We start from the raw sequence: 17629 nt of genomic DNA, 5'->3' as shown, positions 1-17629 counted from the left end.
CCGGTTGCCTGTTACGGCTCGAGCGACTGCAACCAGTCATCGTCGGAACCTTCGGCGATGCCGTCCATCAGGAACGTCGAGAGATAACGTTCACCGGTATCCGGCAACATGGCCAGCAGCACCGAACCGGCCGCTGCGGTCTCGGCAACCTTCAACGCTGCGGCGACCGAGGCGCCCGAAGAAATGCCGACGAAGATCCCCTCCTCCCTGGCCAGGCGCTGCGAAGTGTCGCGCGCCTCGTACTCGTTCACGGTCAGGATTTTATCGATGACGGTCTTGTCCATGATGGTCGGCGTGAAGTTGGGCGCGAGTCCCTGAATCTGGTGCACGCCCCAGGTGCCGCCCGACAGCAACGCAGCATTTTCCGGTTCTGCGGCAACGATCTGCACCGCAGGTCGCGCGACTCGCAGCATCTGGCCAACGCCGGTCAGTGTGCCGCTGGTGCCGAAACCGGTGACAAAGTAGTCCAGGCGTTTACCGGCAAAATCACCGAGGATTTCGGTGGCGGTGGTTTCGCGGTGATAGGAAGGGTTGGCCGGGTTATCGAATTGTCGCGATCTGAACCAGCCAAACTTCTGCGCCAGTTCATCGGCAATCTGGTTGCCGCCGCTGCTGCCCAGATGAGCAGGAAACAGCAGAACCTTGCCGCCATAGGCACGAATCAGCTTGCGCCGTTCGATCGAGTAACTGTCGGACATGATCGCCACGAAGTTATAGCCGCGCGCCGCGGCAACCATCGCCAGCGCAATGCCGACGTTGCCGGAGGTGCATTCGGCGATCGTATCGCCAGGCTTCAACAGGCCTCTGGCTTCGGCGTCGAGTACCACCGCCAGCGCCAGCCGGTCCTTGACCGAACCGCCGGGGTTGAACGACTCGACCTTCACATAAATGCTGACGTGTTCCGGGGCGAGCCTTTGCAGCTTGACGATTGGCGTACGGCCGATCGTGTCCAGAATGCTTTCATACAACGGCATGAGCGAGTTCTCCATCAAATACGAATTCAGCAGGGCCGGAGAGGTACATCGCGGACAAGTCACTCTCCCATGTCACTTCAAGGGTTCCGCCGGGCAGTTCGACATCGACCGAGCGGTCGACCCGCCCGGCCCGCGCCAGCACCGCGACCGCCGCGCAGGCACCGCTGCCGCAGGCCAGCGTCTCGCCTGCGCCGAATTCGTAGACCTTGAGTTTTATCCTGTTGCGCGATTGCAGCTGTACAAACCCGACGTTGACGTCAGGGGAGAAATACCCGGAGTTTTGCAGGGCGCTGCCGACAGCTGGAATCTCATACTGATCACGTTCGGCTTCGATCACCGCATGCGGGTTGCCCATCGATACCGCCGAACACGCCAGGTGTTGCCCGGCGAGTTCGAGTTGATAAGCCGACTGCGCCTGGTCGAAGCCGAACACCGGGATGGCGGCGGGCGAGAAATTCGGTGCGCCCATGCTGATCTGATAGTTGCCGTCCTCCATGACCCGGACCCGGTGGGTACCGGAGGGACTGTCGAGGGTGAACTCGGACGCCTCCGTCAGGCCTGCCCGAACCAGCCATGCGGCGACACACCGCGCGCCGTTGCCGCATTGCCGGGAGGACTCGCCCTGCGCCGTCCAGATATCGAACGAGGCCACGGACGATGGATTGCGCGCCGCCTTGACGCCCAGGACCATATCGGCGCCGATACCTTTATGGCGGTTAGCCAGGTACTTGCACAATTCGCGCGACGGATCCTGCGCATCACGCAGATCGAGAATGATCATGTCATTGCCCGCACCGTGCATCTTGCTGAAACGCAGCCGGGCAGCAGCAGGCGGTTTATGCATGACACACACTCGCCTCAAGACACGCCTTGGACAGGAGCGGGTCAACGATATCGATGATGCACTGGGTCGCACGCTGTGCCGTCGCCGCATCGCAGGAGGCGTTGAACTCGGCGATTTCCAGGCCGACGATCTGCTCCAGCGGAATCGCCCCCAGGATCGCCGCGAGCTGTTGCGGCAGCAGACCGTCAGGCACTGCGTAGTCGGCGGGAACGTAGCCAGGCTCAAGAGAGTCCCAATCGATGTGCACCCAGACCTTCGATTGGCCGATCGCGCTGCGCACCGCTTCGGCGGTTGCCTGCTGCGGGGAAAGCGTGCGCACATTATTGGCGCTCAGCAGACGCTGCTCTTGCCCGTCGATGTCACGCGCGCCGACCAGAATGACGTTCTCCGCACGCACGCCGGCGCCACAGCCGCTGTCCCAGAGGCCACATAATGCCGACACCACCATCCCGCCCAGGTAGCCCGTGTCAGTGGTCGTCGGAATATTGAAGTCACCATGGGCATCAACCCACACCAGACAAAGGTCCGGGTAATGTCTGGCAACCGCAGGTACGCTGCCCAGGCTGGCCGGGCAGGTGCCGTTGATGACCACTGTGAGTTGCTGCTCCTCTACCGCACAGGCCACGGCGCGATGCAGCGAATCGATCTGCTCACGTCCTGCCGGCAGACTGACTGTCCAGTCATCGGCCGCCGGCTCGCAGCTGCCGTCACCGATATACAGCGGCGCTACACCGTACTTTGCTTCAAGTGCCGACGCGGCCTTCAACGCGCCGATACGGGTAAATGCCGTGCGGTCTGCCACTCTGCCGTTGGATACAATCAACTTGAACATCAGGCTTCCTCTTTATTTTCATGGCTGGAATGTTTGAACGGGCAAACATCCGTGCGCTCTGCATTTTCTTCAATCAAACCGTATTGCCACCACTCTTTGGCGTCAGAGCCGAAGCCGCCCAATTGCAAGGCGTGGGGCACCGAATCATATTTAAGGATGCGTTTGCGAATATTGGCGCGAACATTACGTCCGCCCACGGTATCGCCGGCAAATACATCGAAGCGTTCACGCGGATTAATCACCAACGCAAATCTCGACCCGAGGTTTCTGCTCTTGCGAAGTTTGTGTGCGGGAGAACTCATATTCACAAACAGTTGCATTCCCGCGAAGCACATCGACCAGAACGGTGACTCCGGGTCGACATCGACGCTGTCCGGCCACGGGCTTTCATCCAGCCAGTGCAGGCTCTGCAGCACGCCCCACCCGGCGGCCTGATACTCCTGCGCGGTACTCGCCGATATCGCATCGGTTGAAAAGAACACGATGAGCGGATAAGCGTCTTCGATTGAACCACTCCATGTTCTGGAAAGCGTTACATACTCTTTTAACCCTTCAGCCAGTTTCGCCAGCCCTTGAGCATCCAAAGTGTCGACAAATACAAACTTGATCGAAGACTTCTTGAATGCATTCTTGGAAAAGATGCAGGGAAAGTCGGACCCTGCTCCAAGTCGCTCTTCCAGTTCATTCAAGGCCTCTTTCTCCCAACCGGCCCCATGATGATTGACTTCATCCTGAGAAAGCATGACCCGATAAGAAACCTGCGCATCAAAGTTCCGCATACTCATTCCTTTATGCTGCACAACTTAGAGAGATGGCCGAGTGTGGCATCCAGCCGTCTGGCACTTTGCGCTGTCACACCTGCCACGAACTTACGTCAGGCATGACAACTTGCTTACTTGATCTGCGTCTGGAATCAGAAGACCGGCCACAGGTCCCGGGCGTTATTCGCCACTCGACGAACGCTCAGGTTGTTGACTGACCTGCTGCTGATGAATCGATGAATCCGCGCCATCGCGTCTTCGATGTCCGGCAATGCCGGCAACGTGACCACGCGGAAATGGTCGGGCGCGGGCCAGTTGAACGCGGTTCCCTGAACCACCAGCAGCCTTTCCGACATCAACAGCTCGAGGACAAACTTCTCGTCATCCTTGATCGGGCAAATTTTCGGATCGATCCTTGGAAATGCGTACAGCGCGCCCATCGGCTTGACGCAACTGACGCCAGGAATAGCGTTGAGCAGTTCATGCACCCGGTTGCGCTGTTCGAGCAGACGCCCCTGAGGCAAGACCAGGTCATTGATACTCTGATAACCCCCCAGCGCGGTCTGGATCGCATGCTGGGCCGGAACGTTGGCGCACAGGCGCATGTTCGCCAGCATGTCGATGCCTTCGATGTAGCCGGCGGCATGCTGCTTCGGCCCGGAAATCACCAGCCAGCCGGAGCGGAACCCGGCCACCCGGTACGACTTGGACAACCCGTTGAAGGTCAGGCACAGCAGGTCCGGCGCCAGCGAGGCGGTGCTGATGTGCACAGCTTCGTCGTAGAGAATCTTGTCGTAGATCTCGTCGGAGAACACCACCAGATTGTACTGGCGCGCGATCTCCAGCATTCCCAGCAGCACGTCTCGCGGATACACCGCACCGGTGGGATTGTTGGGGTTGATGATCACCAGCGCTCGGGTGCTGGGGGTGATTTTGGCCCGTATGTCATCGAGGTCCGGCCACCAGTCCTGCTGCTCGTCGCACCTGTAGTGCACCGCATTGCCCCCGGCAAGACTCACCGCGGCGGTCCACAACGGATAATCCGGAGCAGGCACCAGCACTTCGTCGCGGTTGTTCAGCAGCGCCTGCAGTGACATCACAATGAGCTCGGAGACGCCATTGCCCAGGTAGATATCGTCGACGCCGACGCCCTCGATCTGCTTCTGCTGACAGTACTGCATGACGGCCTTGCGGGCGCTGAACAAGCCTTTGGAGTCACTGTAACCTTGCGCCGTCGGCAAGTTACGGATCACATCCTGGAGTATCTCGTCGGGCGCCTCGAAACCGAAGGGCGCGGGATTGCCGATATTCAACTTGAGAATGCGCTGGCCGTCCTCCTCCATCTTTCTGGCCTGCTCCAGTGCCGGGCCACGAATGTCATAACACACACTGTTCAACTTCAGCGATTTCAGATACTGCACGACTACACATCCTTGTTTTTTTTATCAGGGTCGCAGCAACAGCAAACTCAGGTCCGAGAAACTGCCTTCAACTGTTCTTCCGGGGACTTCGACAGTGCCCGCGACATATTCAGGAAAACGAACAACACGACAATCGGAATGGCGATAAACAGTGCCAGGCCACGAACGCCCAGTTCGGAAAAGGAACTGACCAGCAAACCGTAACCGGCCCCCGCCGCCATCTGGAAAAAGAAAAACTGCCCGGAGGAAATACCGATATCGCGACTGACACTCTTCAATAGCCCGGCCTGAGTCGCGGGAATCACCATCCCGACCGACAACAGAATGAACACCATCGGAATCAGCAGCGCCGGCAGCACACTGCCAAACACCGACAGCAGAATGCCCAGCAACATGCACCCGGCCATGCCTACCCTGCTTCCAAGCAGCAGGATCTCGTTCAACGCCCACCTGGCGCTCAATGCTCGCGCCAACGTACTGCCAATCACATAACCGACGGCGCACAGGGAGATCACCGCGCCGTAACCCAAGCTGGACATGCCCAGTTCCGTCTGCAACGCATAAGTCGAACAGGACAGGAACACGAAGTAACTCATCCACACCAGACTGATGCCGGCGGCATAAGCCAGATAATCCGCATTTCTGAAGTTGGCGGCATAAACGGCAATGATGCTGCGCCCCGTCGAATCCGATGCCCCCGGGGAGGTGTCGACCTGCCAGAAAAGCACCAATGCCGCGAGATTGAACATCCCCACGCCGCCCATCATCCAGCGCCATCCCAGCGAAGGTAACAGCATGCCGCCGAGCAACGGTGCGATACACGGCGTGAGCGCTATCGCCGAGGCAAGGGTGGTGAGAATTCGCAGGCGCTTGCTTTCCGGATAATCGGATTTCACGATCAGCCTGGTGGTTACGGTCCCTACACACCCTCCGAGGGCCTGCATGAAACGCGCAACCGCAAACAGGTAAAAGGAGTCCGAGAACGCTGCAAGCAGGCACCCGGCAGCACAAATCAGCAACCCCGAAATCTGTACGCGACGGGCTCCGATACGATCGGCAAGAATCCCCGCCAATACCACGGACAACGCATACCCGATCATGTAAACAACAAACGTTTCCTGAATCGCCTCATGGGGGACTCGAAACTCCTCCGCCAGTTTTGCAACGGTGGGCGTCATCAGGCCGAGTCCGAGCTGCGGCACGATTACAGCCGACAACAACGCTGCAGGTAACAGGATTCCGGGGCGGCTGGATTTCACGCAGAAAGCTCCTTGAGGTATTGATCAGTCGTCAGCAAATGCGGCAGAACCCGATCGATCTGACGTGTGATCATGGCCAGTGAACTGGTGTAGTAATGGTTACCGGCAGCCAGTTGGCCCAAGGCATAAATAGCGTCGCTGGCCTTGCCACTGCGGTCGATGACCTTGTGCGAACCGAATGACACGTGCAGGCCACCAAACGGATGGTGCTGAGCGACGCCATTGTTGACCATCGAAGACACCAGCTCGGTACCGGTCTGCCCGACACCACCGGTTTCAGATCGCGTGGCGTTGATGACCCAGTCGGCATGACAGGCGCCTGCCTGGTAATTCAGGACGAAACCGCCACCGGGACTCAGTTCCACGCCCTTCAGGCCAGGACGAATCACGAGGTGCCCGGATTCGAGCATGTTGCGCAACTTGTTGGCCGTTGCCGGAGGCATCGGGTTGCACAGGCTCATGAAAATCGAGTGATAGTTGGCCATGTAATAACTGCGATCGCCCGCACTCAGGCTGTCCCAGGCCAGCTCGACGTAGTCGTTGGCAATATCAATCAGGATGGACAGCCACTTTTCGCCGCGGGCCGACGCCTGAAGATGGCGCTCCAGCCGCTCGAACGGCAGTTGACCTGGCGCCAGTTCAGCCTTGAGCTTCTCCAGATCCACGCCTTGGGCTGTCAGTTCGAAGGTGATCAGGCCAAGCCATTTCGACCAGGAGATCATCCCCGCTTCATCACGCAGCTCTTCGATGCGTTCGCGGGTGATGACCTTGTAAGTGAAGTCGTGATGCGGCATGCGCACCGCTGGCAGCAGCGCATTGCGCGACAGCATGACGATCTTGCCGCGGTGTCCCTGGGCATTCAGGGCCAGGACTGCATCGACAGCGGAGAGGCTGGAACCAATGATCGCCACCTGATCGTCGCCGCCAATCGCGGAAAACTTGGTCCACATCGGATACGGATTGCCGATGTAGTTTTGGGAGCAGGCCAACGAGAAGATATCCGCCGGTTCAGCGGTACCGATGCACAGAATCACCCGGTCGAACACTTGTTGCGGCCCGTTTTCGACACCGACGACTGCTTTGTCATCGTGCATTGTCAGGCTGGTGACCTTTTGCCCGATCACCCGAATCGGCCGCTTGAGGTCGCGCGCCAGCGCCACTTGCTCGGCAAAACAATCGGACAGGTACTCACCAAAATAGTGACGGGGCAAGAAATCAAGTTGCGCCAGTGCACTTCCATATTTATGAGTGACCCATCCTACAAAGTGCCGGGGATCGTCACTTTTCACGGACATGAAGCGGGCCTGGCGATTAATCAATCCATAATCACCATCGTTTTGATAAGCGCGACCTGGACCTATTTTCTTGTCAGGCTCATAGAGGGTAATTGCAACATCCATATTTTTCAGCTTAACGTCGCGCTGCAACGCATCAATTACACTAATCGCTGTTGCACCCCCTCCGACTATCGCAATCTTTAGTTGCGGCTCGCGATGATTAGTCTTATTGAGTGTTGACAGTTTTTCAAAAGCAGTCATTGCCGACGATATCCCTATACCAATCCAGTTTCTCTTGACCCCAATGACTCGCGCGCCACCCCTCAACGCGTTAGCTTGAGCGGCGTTGAGCGTATTTGTATGCCGCGCTAAGATGAAGATCCATTAAATGGATTTTGGTGTGTACCACTATGACCAGAGGTAAGCGGCCAGTTGGCCTCGACCTAGTCTTGCCGTTCGAATTGACCGAACATTCGCTGTCCACCAAACATCAGCTTCTGTGCCGTTTCCTTGAACACCTGATCAGCTCCGGCCGGCTCCAATCCGGCGAAGCGCTGCCCTCCACGCGTACGCTTGCGCAAAGATGGGGAGTTTCCCGAGGGACCCTGGAAACTGTTTTCGATCAATTGCGCGAAGAAGGTTTCATCATTCGCAAGCGAGGTGCCGGCTCGGTAGTCTGCGCAACATTGCCGGATAATCTGATCGCCGCCGCCAGAACTAAGGAACTGCAAGTCGAACTTGATACTCACCGGTCATCCGATTCACCTGCTCCCATTACTTATTTACAGCCGTATGTACCGTTTATTGCCAGACTGGCCGATCCGGGATTGCTCGAAGAAAAAGATGTAAAGTCGTTATGCACACCTTCCGCCAAAGACCTCGCCACCGCAGTATCGGCCTCGTCACTCGGCGGTGACGAGAACTTGCGCAAGTCCATTTGCGACCATATCCAGATCTACCGGGGAATTGACTGCTCACCTCAGGACATCGTGATTACCCACGGCATCAGGCACTGTCTCGACCTCATCAGCCGGGTATTGGGAAAAGAGGCCGTCGTTGCCATGGAAGATCCCGGCTATTACTGGGCCCGGCGGATATTCAATTGTTCCGGCAACACAATCATCGATATTCCAGTGGACGATGCAGGTCTGATCGTTGAAGCGTTGTCACCCGCCAGTCCGGTTCAGGCCATTTATGTCACGCCCTCTCACCAGGCTCCTTTGGGTGTCTGCATGAGCATGGCACGCCGCAAGGCTCTGCTGGCCTCGGCGACCGCAGCCAATGCGATCATCATCGAGGACGACTACGACAGCGAATACAACTATGGCAGTGCTCCCCTGCCCGCCATCAAATCAATAGATACAAACGACCGGGTGATTTTCTGCGGCAGCTTCAATAAAACCCTGTTCAGCAACTTTCGTCTGGGCTTCATGGTCATTCCCAAACATTTACAGAAGAAAGTCATCAACCTCATCGAAGACACCGGCCAGACGCCAGGCATACTGGGTCAGCTCGCACTCAACCAGTTTCTCTGCACCGGAAAATATGTACGGCATTTGCGCATCTCGCGACAGACGTATCAACATCGACGCGATTTGCTGATCTCAAAGCTGCGAGAAAACCCTGATCTGCAGATTTCCGGCGAGCAATCCGGATTACATTTTGTGCTCTGGTTACCCACAGACATTGATGAAAGAGAATTCTGCGCACGGGCTGCCCTCTTCAATCTTTGCCTGCAACCGGTATCCGCATTCACCAGCAGTCACGCGGTCAAACCCGGCGTGCTGATTGGCTACGCGGCGCTTACCGATACGCAGATCAATCAGGCGGCTGCCTGCTTGCTGGATCTCGTCCAGTCATTCACTCAATGTATCGAGCGCGTCCCAATCGGATAAGCAACCCGCTCCGCTATGACTCACACCCGAGCATTGTTTGCCTGGCCCACGCAAAAAAGCCCGGCAGCGCTACCGGGCTCTTTAATTGCTGCTAACGGGCGACGCGCGACAACGTGTCATCCGTTTCCTGTGCCGCTGTTTTCGCTCCGTGAATCAGCGGTCCATAACGCCGACTGAATTCCCAGCCATACGGCACGCGATCCTTGCTGACGCCGTTGTCCCAGTTTACCGACCAGGTCATCAGGCCCTTGATCGGCAGCCCTTTGATCGCCAGACGTTTGAGCGCATTGCCGACGGCGGTGCTGTCGATCACGTAACCGGTGGCAGCCGCATCGACGTTGGCCGGCAGGCCGATGACGAATTTGTCCGCCGGGATTTTGGTGAAGCCCCGGGTGCCGGTCACCAGACTTTCGGTCAGGTAATAGAGGAAGTCCTCTTTCAGCGCATCGTTGTTCTGCGCGATCCATGCACCATTGCCATTATTGGCTTCCGGCACCCAGACCCCGTCGCCGCCCTGGTTGTAGAACTGCGGCGCGATGAAGTCGTAATAGCCTTCAAGTGCCTGCAGGTAACCGACGTATTTGCCATTGGTGGTCAGGTACGGAAACTCCGGGGCCATGCTGATGATGAAGTGCTTGCCCTGGCCTGCGTAGTGATCCTTGACCAGTTTCAGCGCGGCCGGCAGCACGGTCTTGTTGGCGGCGAAATCAATCGCGCTCTGTTCAAGATCGATGTCCAGCCCATCGAAGCCGTAGGTTTCCACCAGACGGATAATCTCATTGGCCAGTGGTTGTTCCTGTCCGGCCCGCAACTCGATGTGCGCATCGGCGCCACCCAGGGACAAGAGCACCGCCCGCCCCTGGCTGTTGAGCACGCCGACCTGACGCCGGAACTCGGCATCGGAGACGTTGTACGGCTTGAAGGTTGGAATCCCGCTGCCCTTCATGAACGCCACCGCGACCACGTTGTACTCCTTGGGCACCGCTTCCAGAGCTATTTCGGCGAAGCGGCCCTGACGATAGCCGTCACTTGGACCCGCCGGCCAGTTGTGCCAGAAGCCCATGAGTATTTTTTTGCCGGCGATGCTCGGCATCAGCGAGGCCGCGTCGGCCGCCTGGTTTTGCACTAGCGTGAAGTCGATATTTGACATGTTCTAATCCTTCAGAACCTGTGAGTTGAGCGTAACGCCGTTATTTGAAGTCGACGTCGAACGCCTGATAGAACGCGTTGCCGGTGTTGGCGACGATCCACATCAGCACGATGACGTGACGGCCCTTTTTGGTGGCCGGCAATTTCACCGAATGATTGACCTTGGCCTTCAATTCCCCCGGATAGCTGTAATACGGCACTTGAGTGTAGAAGTCTTCGGCGAAAGGCTGCGCTTCGAGTTGTGCACGGGAAATACGCTGTTTCGGATCCCAGCCATCCTTGGTGATCAGCCAGCGATAACCACGGGTGGTGTGTGGCGCGGTGTATTCCCACTTCACTTCCAGTGTCTGGCCCGGGGTGACACTGAGCAGTGGCCAGCTGAACGGACGATTGAGCTTTTTGCTCATTTCCTCGTCGGTGAAGTTCACGCAGTCACGGGCATCGGTCTTGCCACCGCTGAGGATGTAACCGTCGGCGGGCGGCGTGACACTGTCACTGTCGCTGCCATAGGGAGCAGGAAAAGGTCCTGCCGTCAGCGCCGGGAAGTTCTTGCCGCCTTCCATTTCGTTGACCTGCCAGGCACCGAGCAATCCTTGCTCGATGGCTACCGCACCGCGGCTGGCTGGGGAGGTGACGCGACCGTGTCGCAGTTGGGTTTGAGCTTGTGGTTGATTCATGTTTTTCACTCCGTTGATTTAAGAACTCTCCTGTCCGAGGAGAGGCCTTCAAGCTAACGGAGGTGGTTTTTTTGTCCATCGGCGGTTTTGTCGCAGTCAATCGGCGTCTCAAGTCAAAAACGCCGAAAACACTGGATGAATATACAGTCAATTACGACAAGACCCACCCAACGCATGGCCAAAGGCCTACACGCCGACACTGCAAAAACTGGCATTCAGTACTCATGGCAGTTGCGCCTGGTACTCCTTTTCGTACTGGCCAGCGAGCTGTTCCTTTTGCTTGTCATCGAGCAATTTGCCGGCCATCTGGAAGAACTTCTGCTCTTCTTCCTTGAGATGATGATGGACTTTGTCGGAGAGCTTCTTCGCCGTTGCCAGCCACGCCGGGCTGGACATCTCGGTCTCGTCCAGCTCTTCCATCATCTCGTCCATTTCATGGTGCTCGGAGATGGCATGGCGACTGAGGTCGACACCGTTGTCGAACTCCATCAGCGGGATGTAGAAGTGCCGCTCTTCGGCGGTTTCATGGGCCTGAAGTTCAGCCTTGAGCTGTTTGTAGGCCTCAACCCGCTCCGGAGTATCACCGCTGGTTTCGACCAGGGCTTTGGCGTAACTGCGCTGGCGGTCGTGGCTTTCGCGAAGGGCTTCGAAAATATTCATGGGGGATCCTCATCAACCGCGTTCGGAATGACGCTGTAAAAGCTAGACCCCGGCGCGACAGCGGCGGTTCCAAAGGGATGAGGAAGGACTTGGAAGACGCTCCCCGGGCAGGATAGGCTGCCGGTTCATCTCACAAGGAAGTTGCACATGACGTTGCGAATCGAGCTGTCGCAGAACCCTACGGAAGAACAGCGCAAAGCCATTCTCGAGCCTTTGATTGCGTATAACGACGCCCGGACCGGTGGTTCCACATCTGAACCTTTCGCCCTGCTGGTGCGCGATGAACACGACGCGATTCTCGGCGGTTTGTACGGCCGGGTGATCTTCCAGTGGATGTACATCGAGTTGCTGTGCGTCCCGGAACAGGGTCGCGGGCAACGCATCGGCTCGGAACTGATGGCCATGGCGGAAAATCTGGCCAAGGAGAAGAACTGCCTGGGCATCTGGCTGGACACCTTCGATTTTCAGGCGCCGGCGTTCTACCAGAAGCTGGGATTCAGCCAGTTTGGCGAGATCGTTGATTACCCGCCGGGGCATAGCCGGCATTATTTCCAGAAGCGCTTGATCGGTTGAATTCATTGGCCTCATCGCGAGCAGGCTCACTCCTACAGGAGCGGTGGCAAACACAAATCCAGTGTGGGAGCCAGCCTGCTGGCGATAACGGCAGCCGCTTCAGCGCAATATCAAAGACAGGTCGCCAACGCCGCCAACCGGCGTTTGGCAACAAAATCGTCCTTCTGCGCGTAGTAGTTGAGCACGGTTCCCGACGCATCGCTGGTCACGTCGACAAATGACTCTGCGGAACGGGTGTACACCGTCGAGCCACCCTTCTTGCCCGGTTGCAGATACGCTCCGGCGTCCACGCCAAACACTGCTTCGTCCTGCCAGCCGAACTGTACGCACTGAGCGACAACTTTCTCCGGCTTGTCCGAAGTCAGAACCTTGTACGGGGCTTTGGTGCGAGAATCGTCCATCACCGAACCCGCGCAGCCAGCCAACACCGTCGCGGCCAGCGCTACCATCAGAATTCGCATTGCATTCGCTCATTCAGAAAAAAGCGGACTGTATCACCGCAACAGGCAAAATCGTTCTGCTTTACTGCATTTATAGCGCGACATGCGACGGCCGCTCCGGCACCCTAGGGTCATCAGCCTCACAAGGAACACACATGGCGCCCACCGACCAGCGACATGAACAAGCCCTGAAACTGTTTCTCGACGCGCGCCCCGAACTGCGCGAATCCCTCGATCATCTCAATCCGCTGCTGGCCCAGGCCAAAGGCGAAACCCCGGCGCAGTATCGTGAAGAACGCCTGCACGAAGCCTTCGAGGCCGAGGCGGAAAATCAGGGGCTGTTCGCCTGGGAACTGACCTTGCGACTCACGGCTGCATCGCCCCAGGAGTATCAGGCCCAGCGCATGGAGGTGCATCGCGAGGTAGCGGAAATGGCGCACATGAGCTGGAAGGATTACTGCGATCTGTATGGGCTGGAACCGTAAACGCCGCTGAAGGATATCGTCGCCGATGCTGCCCTCCACTTCGACTCACCGCGCCACCTCCGGGCATCTGCATCGGCAGAAATGGCGCGGGCGCATCGGTCTGGCGCTGGTGGCCAGCCTGTCAGTGCTGGCGGGCATGACCGACGCGATCGGCTTCATGGCCAGCGGCGATTTCGTTTCTTTCATGAGCGGTAATACCACGCGGCTGGCGGTGGCGATCAGTGACGGCGACCTCGGACTGACTTTGCGCCTGATCATCCTCGTCGTCACCTTCGTGATCGGTAATGCCTTGGGGATCGTGATCGGGCGCCTCGGTGGTCGGCGCACATTGCCCTTGTTGCTGTGCATCGCCACCCTGCTTTGCCTGGCGGCGGCATGGCCGTACGACACGCAACTGCCGGCGCTGCTGGCGGCGATCATCGCGATGGGCATGCTCAACGCGGCGGTCGAGGAAGTGAATGGCCTGCCAGTGGGCCTGACGTACGTGACCGGAGCGCTGTCGCGGTTCGGCCGTGGACTGGGGCGCTGGATGCTCGGCGAACGCCGTAATGGCTGGCGGGTGCAACTGGTGCCGTGGAGCGGGATGTTCATCGGCGCGATACTCGGCGCAGTGCTGGAACATCATTTCGGACTTCGGGCATTGTTCGCCAGCGGCTTGCTGGCGGCGGTGCTGGGCGTGCTGTCCCTGAGCATTCCGCGGCGCTGGCAACTGGGCTATATGCCGCGCTGAAATACGATCCTGTGGGAGCGGGCTTGCTCGCGAAAGCGGTGCATCAGTCAAAGATGTGTCGAATGACCCAACGCCTTCGCGAGCAAGCCCGCTCCCACAGAGGGCATGTGCTTCACTTGGTTTCGCGGCTGCCTTCATAAAGCTTTATCATGGCCGCAGTTTTGCTGATCGAGTCCGTCATGAAGTTCGCCATTGCGCTGTTTTCCGCCGCCCATGCGCCCTCCTCGCGCCGTGCCCTGCTGTTTGCGCAGGCTGCGCTGGCCGGCGGGCATGAGATTGTCCGGCTGTTTTTTTATCAGGACGGCGTGTACAACGCCTCCGACGCGGTGGTCACCCCGCAGGACGAACTGGACCTGCCCAAACAGTGGCGCGCGTTCATCAGCGAGCAGCAACTGGACGGCGTGGTGTGCATCGCCGCCGCCCTGCGCCGTGGCGTGCTGAATGACGAAGAAGCCAAACGCTACCAGCGTGATGCAGTCGCGGTCAGCGCGCCGTGGGAGTTGTCCGGCCTCGGCCAGTTGCACGACGCGGTGCAGGACGCCGATCGACTGATCTGTTTCGGAGGCGCGTGAAATGGCCAAATCCCTGTTGATCATCAGCCGCCAGTCGCCATGGTCCGGCCCCGGCGCCCGCGAAGCGCTGGACGTCGTTCTGGCCGGCGGCGCGTTCGATCTGCCGATCGGCCTGCTGTTTCTCGACGATGGCATGTTGCAACTGGCCGCCGGACAGAACGCCAAGGCCCTGCAACAGAAAGACCTCAGCGCTAACCTGCAGGCGCTGCCGATGTTCGGCGTTGAAGAACTGTTCTACTGCACCGACAGCGCCAGCGCCCGTGGCCTGAGCACGCTGTCGCTGGACGAAGCGCAGCCGCTCGGCGCCAGCGAAATCACCGCCCTTATTGACCGTTACGACCAGGTGATCACCCTCTGATGTCGACTTTGCATGTGTTGTCTCATTCCCCGTTCGGCGATGATCGCCTGAGCAGTTGCCTGCGCGTGATCGGCGCTGCCGACGCCTTACTGTTATCCGGTGATGCGGTATACGCCCTGCAACCGGGCACTGCGCCATTCGCCACGCTGAACGAGCGCCGGGTCAAGCTGTTCGCCCTCGCCGAAGACCTGCAGGCCCGCGCCATCGTTGCTCCCGACTGGGCCGAAGCCATCGATTACCCGGCCTTCGTCGAACTGTCGATCCACCACGACAAGGTCAACAGCTGGCTATGAACTCGATGACTGTCGGCGCCCGCGCCATCGAACTGGACAAGGACGGCTTTCTGGTCGACCTCGACGACTGGTCTCATGACGTTGCCAGCGCCCTCGCCGCTACTGAAGACATCGACCTGACCCCCGAACACTGGGAAGTCCTCGATCTGCTGCGCAGCTTCTATGCAGAATTCCAGCTGTCGCCGGCTACTCGCCCGCTGATCAAATACACCGCACTCAAACTCGGCCCGGACAAAGGCAACAGCCTGCACCTGAACCGACTGTTCAAAGGCACCCCTGCCAAACTCGCCGCGAAACTGGCGGGCCTGCCCAAACCGACGAATTGCTTATGACCGACTTTCCAGCGCTGACCCTCGAAACACCCACCGAGCACCCGTTCGCGCAGTTCGTACGGATCCTCGGCAAGGGCAAACGCGGCGCCCGCGACCTGACCCGTGAAGAAGCGCGGGAAGCCATGGGCATGGTGCTCGACGACAAAGTCGAAGACACCCAGCTCGGGGCCTTTCTGATGCTGCTACGGCACAAGGAAGAAAGCGCGGAAGAAATGGCCGGTTTCACCGAAGCCTTGCGCGAGCGCCTGTCAGCGCCAACGCTGAACGTCGATCTGGACTGGCCGACCTATGCCGGCAAGAAACGCCATCTGCCGTGGTACCTGCTGTCGGCCAAGTGCCTGGCGCAAAACGGCGTGCGGATTTTCATGCACGGCGGCGGTGCGCACACCGCCGGACGTCTGTACACCGAACAACTGCTTGGCGAGCTGAACATCCCGCTGTGCCGCACCTGGCAGCAAGTCGGCAGCGCGCTGAACCACGGCGGTCTGGCGTTCATGCCGCTGATCGACTGGGCGCCGCAGTTGCAGAAGATGATCGACCTGCGCAACACCATGGGCCTGCGCTCGCCGATTCACTCGCTGGCACGCATCCTCAATCCACTGCGCGCCCGTTGTGGCCTGCAAAGTATTTTCCACCCCGGCTATCAAGCGGTGCATCGCGAGGCCAGCGGTCTGCTCGGCGACACCGCAATCGTGGTCAAGGGCGACGGCGGCGAAATCGAGATCAACCCGGATGCCGACAGCCATCTTTACGGCACCAGGGGCGGCGAGAGCTGGGACGAGGAATGGCCGCAACTATCCAGTCAGCGCCACGTCAAACCGGCCACGCTGGACGTTGAACATTTGAAAGCGGTGTGGCGCGGCGAGGTGGTCGACAGCTATCCGCAAATGGCCCTGATCTCGACCATGGCCTTGGCCCTGCGCGGCCTCGGTCAAAGCCGCGAGCAAGCGTTCGCAACCGCCGAGCAATACTGGGCGGCGCGTAACAAATCGATTTAACCGATCATCTACGCCCGATCTTTGCGCTTTTTGTTCGAACTCATCGGAATAGACTCGGCTCCAACGCTTATTGGTTCATGGAGTCTTGATCATGGGTTTACTCGTCGACGGCCACTGGCAGGACAAGTGGTACGAAAGCAGCAAAGACGGCGCCTTTCAGCGCGAACAGGCGCAACGGCGCCACTGGGTCACCGCAGATGGCCAGCCCGGGCCGAGCGGTGAAGGCGGTTTCGCCGCAGAAGCCGGGCGCTATCACCTGTATGTGTCCCTCGCCTGCCCGTGGGCGCACCGCACGCTGATTCTGCGCAAGCTCAAAGGTCTGGAAAGCCTGATCGACGTGTCCGTGGTCAGTTGGCTGATGCTGGAAAACGGCTGGACCTTCGACCAGACCCTTGGCTCGACCGGCGACAAGCTCGACCACTTCAACTTCATGCATCAGCGCTACACCGCCGACACGCCGGACTACACCGGCCGTGTCACTGTGCCGGTGCTGTGGGACAAAAAGCTCAAGCGCATTGTCAGCAATGAGTCGGCGGAAATCATCCGCATGTTCAACAGCGCCTTCGATGACCTGACCGGTAACGAACTGGACTTTTACCCGGCACCGTTACGCGGCGAGATCGATGCACTGAACGAACGGATTTATCCGGCGGTGAACAACGGCGTGTATCGCGCCGGGTTCGCCACCTCGCAACACGCCTATGAAGAGGCGTTCGATGAAGTGTTTGCCGAGCTGGATCACTTGGAACGGGTGCTGGGCGCCAATCGCTATCTGACGGGTGAATACCTGACCGAGGCCGATGTGCGACTGTTCACCACGCTGATTCGCTTCGATGCGGTGTACCACGGGCACTTCAAGTGCAATCTGCGGCGGATTGCCGATTACCCGAACCTGTCGAACTGGCTGCGAGAGCTGTATCAGTGGCCGGGGATTGGCGAGACGGTGGATTTTCAGCACATCAAAAACCACTACTACGGTAGCCACAAGACCATCAATCCGACGGGGATTGTGCCGAAGGGGCCGAAGCAGGATTTCACCATCGCTCATGATCGGGAGCGGCTGAGCGGGAAAGGGGTTTGGCGGCGGGGTTAATTGATT

General features: G+C 58.7%; 19 protein-coding genes and 2 pseudogenes. 10 read left to right on the top strand and 11 right to left on the bottom strand.

The features are described 5' to 3' along the window. Window positions 1-11: 11 nt before the first annotated feature. The 7 genes and pseudogenes from cysK to E4T63_RS10935 form a co-directional block, all read right to left on the bottom strand. A complete protein-coding gene (gene cysK / locus E4T63_RS10965; protein WP_135295452.1) occupies window positions 12-974 on the bottom strand; it encodes a cysteine synthase A in 963 nt (320 codons plus the stop codon). Next, the gene (gene dapF / locus E4T63_RS10960; RefSeq protein WP_167797070.1) at window positions 961-1818 is read right to left on the bottom strand and encodes a diaminopimelate epimerase; all 858 of its coding nucleotides are present in this window, start codon (window positions 1816-1818) and stop codon (window positions 961-963) included. Before dapF ends, cysK begins: the two co-directional genes overlap by 14 nt. Next, complete coding sequence (locus E4T63_RS10955; RefSeq protein ID WP_049827968.1) at window positions 1811-2650, bottom strand: arginase family protein; 840 nt, start codon at window positions 2648-2650, stop codon at window positions 1811-1813. The genes dapF and E4T63_RS10955 overlap by 8 nt, the downstream gene beginning before the upstream one ends. Further along, entirely contained in the window at window positions 2650-3429 is a 780-nt protein-coding gene (locus E4T63_RS10950; RefSeq protein WP_135295451.1) for a YqcI/YcgG family protein, read from the bottom strand. The genes E4T63_RS10955 and E4T63_RS10950 overlap by 1 nt, the downstream gene beginning before the upstream one ends. 209 nt (window positions 3430-3638) lie before the next feature. After that, window positions 3639-4832: pseudogene (locus tag E4T63_RS10945) on the bottom strand (pyridoxal phosphate-dependent aminotransferase); the annotation flags it as partial. Window positions 4833-4879: 47 nt separating this feature from the next. Then, window positions 4880-6091, bottom strand: a complete 1212-nt coding sequence (locus tag E4T63_RS10940; protein WP_134786016.1) for an MFS transporter — start codon at window positions 6089-6091, stop codon at window positions 4880-4882. Further along, window positions 6088-7629: an FAD/NAD(P)-binding protein gene (locus tag E4T63_RS10935; protein ID WP_081730309.1), complete on the bottom strand. Its 1542-nt coding sequence runs from the start codon at window positions 7627-7629 to the stop codon at window positions 6088-6090. Before E4T63_RS10935 ends, E4T63_RS10940 begins: the two co-directional genes overlap by 4 nt. A gap of 188 nt (window positions 7630-7817) precedes the next feature. On the opposite strand from E4T63_RS10935, the gene E4T63_RS10930 reads away from it, so the two are divergent. Next, a complete protein-coding gene (locus E4T63_RS10930; RefSeq protein ID WP_167734116.1) occupies window positions 7818-9263 on the top strand; it encodes a PLP-dependent aminotransferase family protein in 1446 nt (481 codons plus the stop codon). A gap of 127 nt (window positions 9264-9390) precedes the next feature. Here E4T63_RS10930 and E4T63_RS10925 read toward each other — a convergent pair. The 3 genes and pseudogenes from E4T63_RS10925 to E4T63_RS10915 form a co-directional block, all read right to left on the bottom strand. Further along, window positions 9391-10413, bottom strand: a pseudogene (locus E4T63_RS10925) (chitinase); the annotation flags it as partial. A 40-nt stretch (window positions 10414-10453) separates the two neighbouring features. Then, window positions 10454-11089, bottom strand: a complete 636-nt coding sequence (locus tag E4T63_RS10920) for a lytic polysaccharide monooxygenase auxiliary activity family 9 protein (protein WP_027614688.1) — start codon at window positions 11087-11089, stop codon at window positions 10454-10456. 222 nt (window positions 11090-11311) lie between these two features. Continuing rightward, window positions 11312-11749 carry a hemerythrin domain-containing protein gene (locus tag E4T63_RS10915; protein WP_027614687.1) on the bottom strand — a complete coding sequence of 146 codons (438 nt, stop codon included), beginning with the start codon at window positions 11747-11749 and terminating at the stop codon, window positions 11312-11314. 147 nt (window positions 11750-11896) lie between these two features. Here E4T63_RS10915 and E4T63_RS10910 point away from each other — a divergent pair, with 147 nt between their 5' ends. Further along, complete coding sequence (locus tag E4T63_RS10910; RefSeq protein WP_135295449.1) at window positions 11897-12322, top strand: GNAT family N-acetyltransferase; 426 nt, start codon at window positions 11897-11899, stop codon at window positions 12320-12322. A gap of 110 nt (window positions 12323-12432) precedes the next feature. Here the strand turns inward: E4T63_RS10910 and E4T63_RS10905 are convergent, their stop codons facing one another. Continuing rightward, a complete protein-coding gene (locus E4T63_RS10905) occupies window positions 12433-12783 on the bottom strand; it encodes a hypothetical protein (RefSeq protein ID WP_047601654.1) in 351 nt (116 codons plus the stop codon). Window positions 12784-12917: 134 nt separating this feature from the next. Here E4T63_RS10905 and E4T63_RS10900 point away from each other — a divergent pair, with 134 nt between their 5' ends. The 8 genes from E4T63_RS10900 to E4T63_RS10865 all read left to right on the top strand — a co-directional run bounded on the left by E4T63_RS10900 (window position 12918) and on the right by E4T63_RS10865 (window position 17623). Next, window positions 12918-13247 carry a DUF6388 family protein gene (locus E4T63_RS10900; RefSeq protein WP_135296916.1) on the top strand — a complete coding sequence of 110 codons (330 nt, stop codon included), beginning with the start codon at window positions 12918-12920 and terminating at the stop codon, window positions 13245-13247. Window positions 13248-13272: 25 nt separating this feature from the next. Beyond that, entirely contained in the window at window positions 13273-13977 is a 705-nt protein-coding gene (locus tag E4T63_RS10895; RefSeq protein WP_027614683.1) for a YoaK family protein, read from the top strand. 179 nt (window positions 13978-14156) lie between these two features. Beyond that, window positions 14157-14549 (top strand): sulfurtransferase complex subunit TusD, encoded by a 393-nt coding sequence (tusD, locus tag E4T63_RS10890; protein WP_027614682.1) that lies wholly within the window; start codon window positions 14157-14159, stop codon window positions 14547-14549. Window position 14550: 1 nt separating this feature from the next. Further along, entirely contained in the window at window positions 14551-14907 is a 357-nt protein-coding gene (gene tusC, locus E4T63_RS10885; RefSeq protein WP_135295448.1) for a sulfurtransferase complex subunit TusC, read from the top strand. Further along, window positions 14907-15200 carry a sulfurtransferase complex subunit TusB gene (gene tusB, locus E4T63_RS10880; RefSeq protein ID WP_027614680.1) on the top strand — a complete coding sequence of 98 codons (294 nt, stop codon included), beginning with the start codon at window positions 14907-14909 and terminating at the stop codon, window positions 15198-15200. Before tusC ends, tusB begins: the two co-directional genes overlap by 1 nt. After that, on the top strand, window positions 15197-15532 hold the full coding sequence (locus E4T63_RS10875; RefSeq protein WP_134786012.1) for a TusE/DsrC/DsvC family sulfur relay protein: 336 nt from the start codon (window positions 15197-15199) through the stop codon (window positions 15530-15532). Before tusB ends, E4T63_RS10875 begins: the two co-directional genes overlap by 4 nt. Beyond that, window positions 15529-16530: a glycosyl transferase family protein gene (locus tag E4T63_RS10870; RefSeq protein ID WP_135295447.1), complete on the top strand. Its 1002-nt coding sequence runs from the start codon at window positions 15529-15531 to the stop codon at window positions 16528-16530. The genes E4T63_RS10875 and E4T63_RS10870 overlap by 4 nt, the downstream gene beginning before the upstream one ends. Before the next feature lie 91 nt (window positions 16531-16621). Beyond that, on the top strand, window positions 16622-17623 hold the full coding sequence (locus E4T63_RS10865; RefSeq protein ID WP_135295446.1) for a glutathione S-transferase family protein: 1002 nt from the start codon (window positions 16622-16624) through the stop codon (window positions 17621-17623). The last annotated feature ends 6 nt before the right edge of the window (window positions 17624-17629 follow it).

The sequence above is a fragment of the Pseudomonas fluorescens genome (assembly GCF_004683905.1).
Lineage (GTDB): Bacteria > Pseudomonadota > Gammaproteobacteria > Pseudomonadales > Pseudomonadaceae > Aquipseudomonas > Aquipseudomonas putida_A.
Note: the sequence above shows the minus strand (reverse complement) of the source record. Positions and strands in the feature narration are given on the sequence as shown.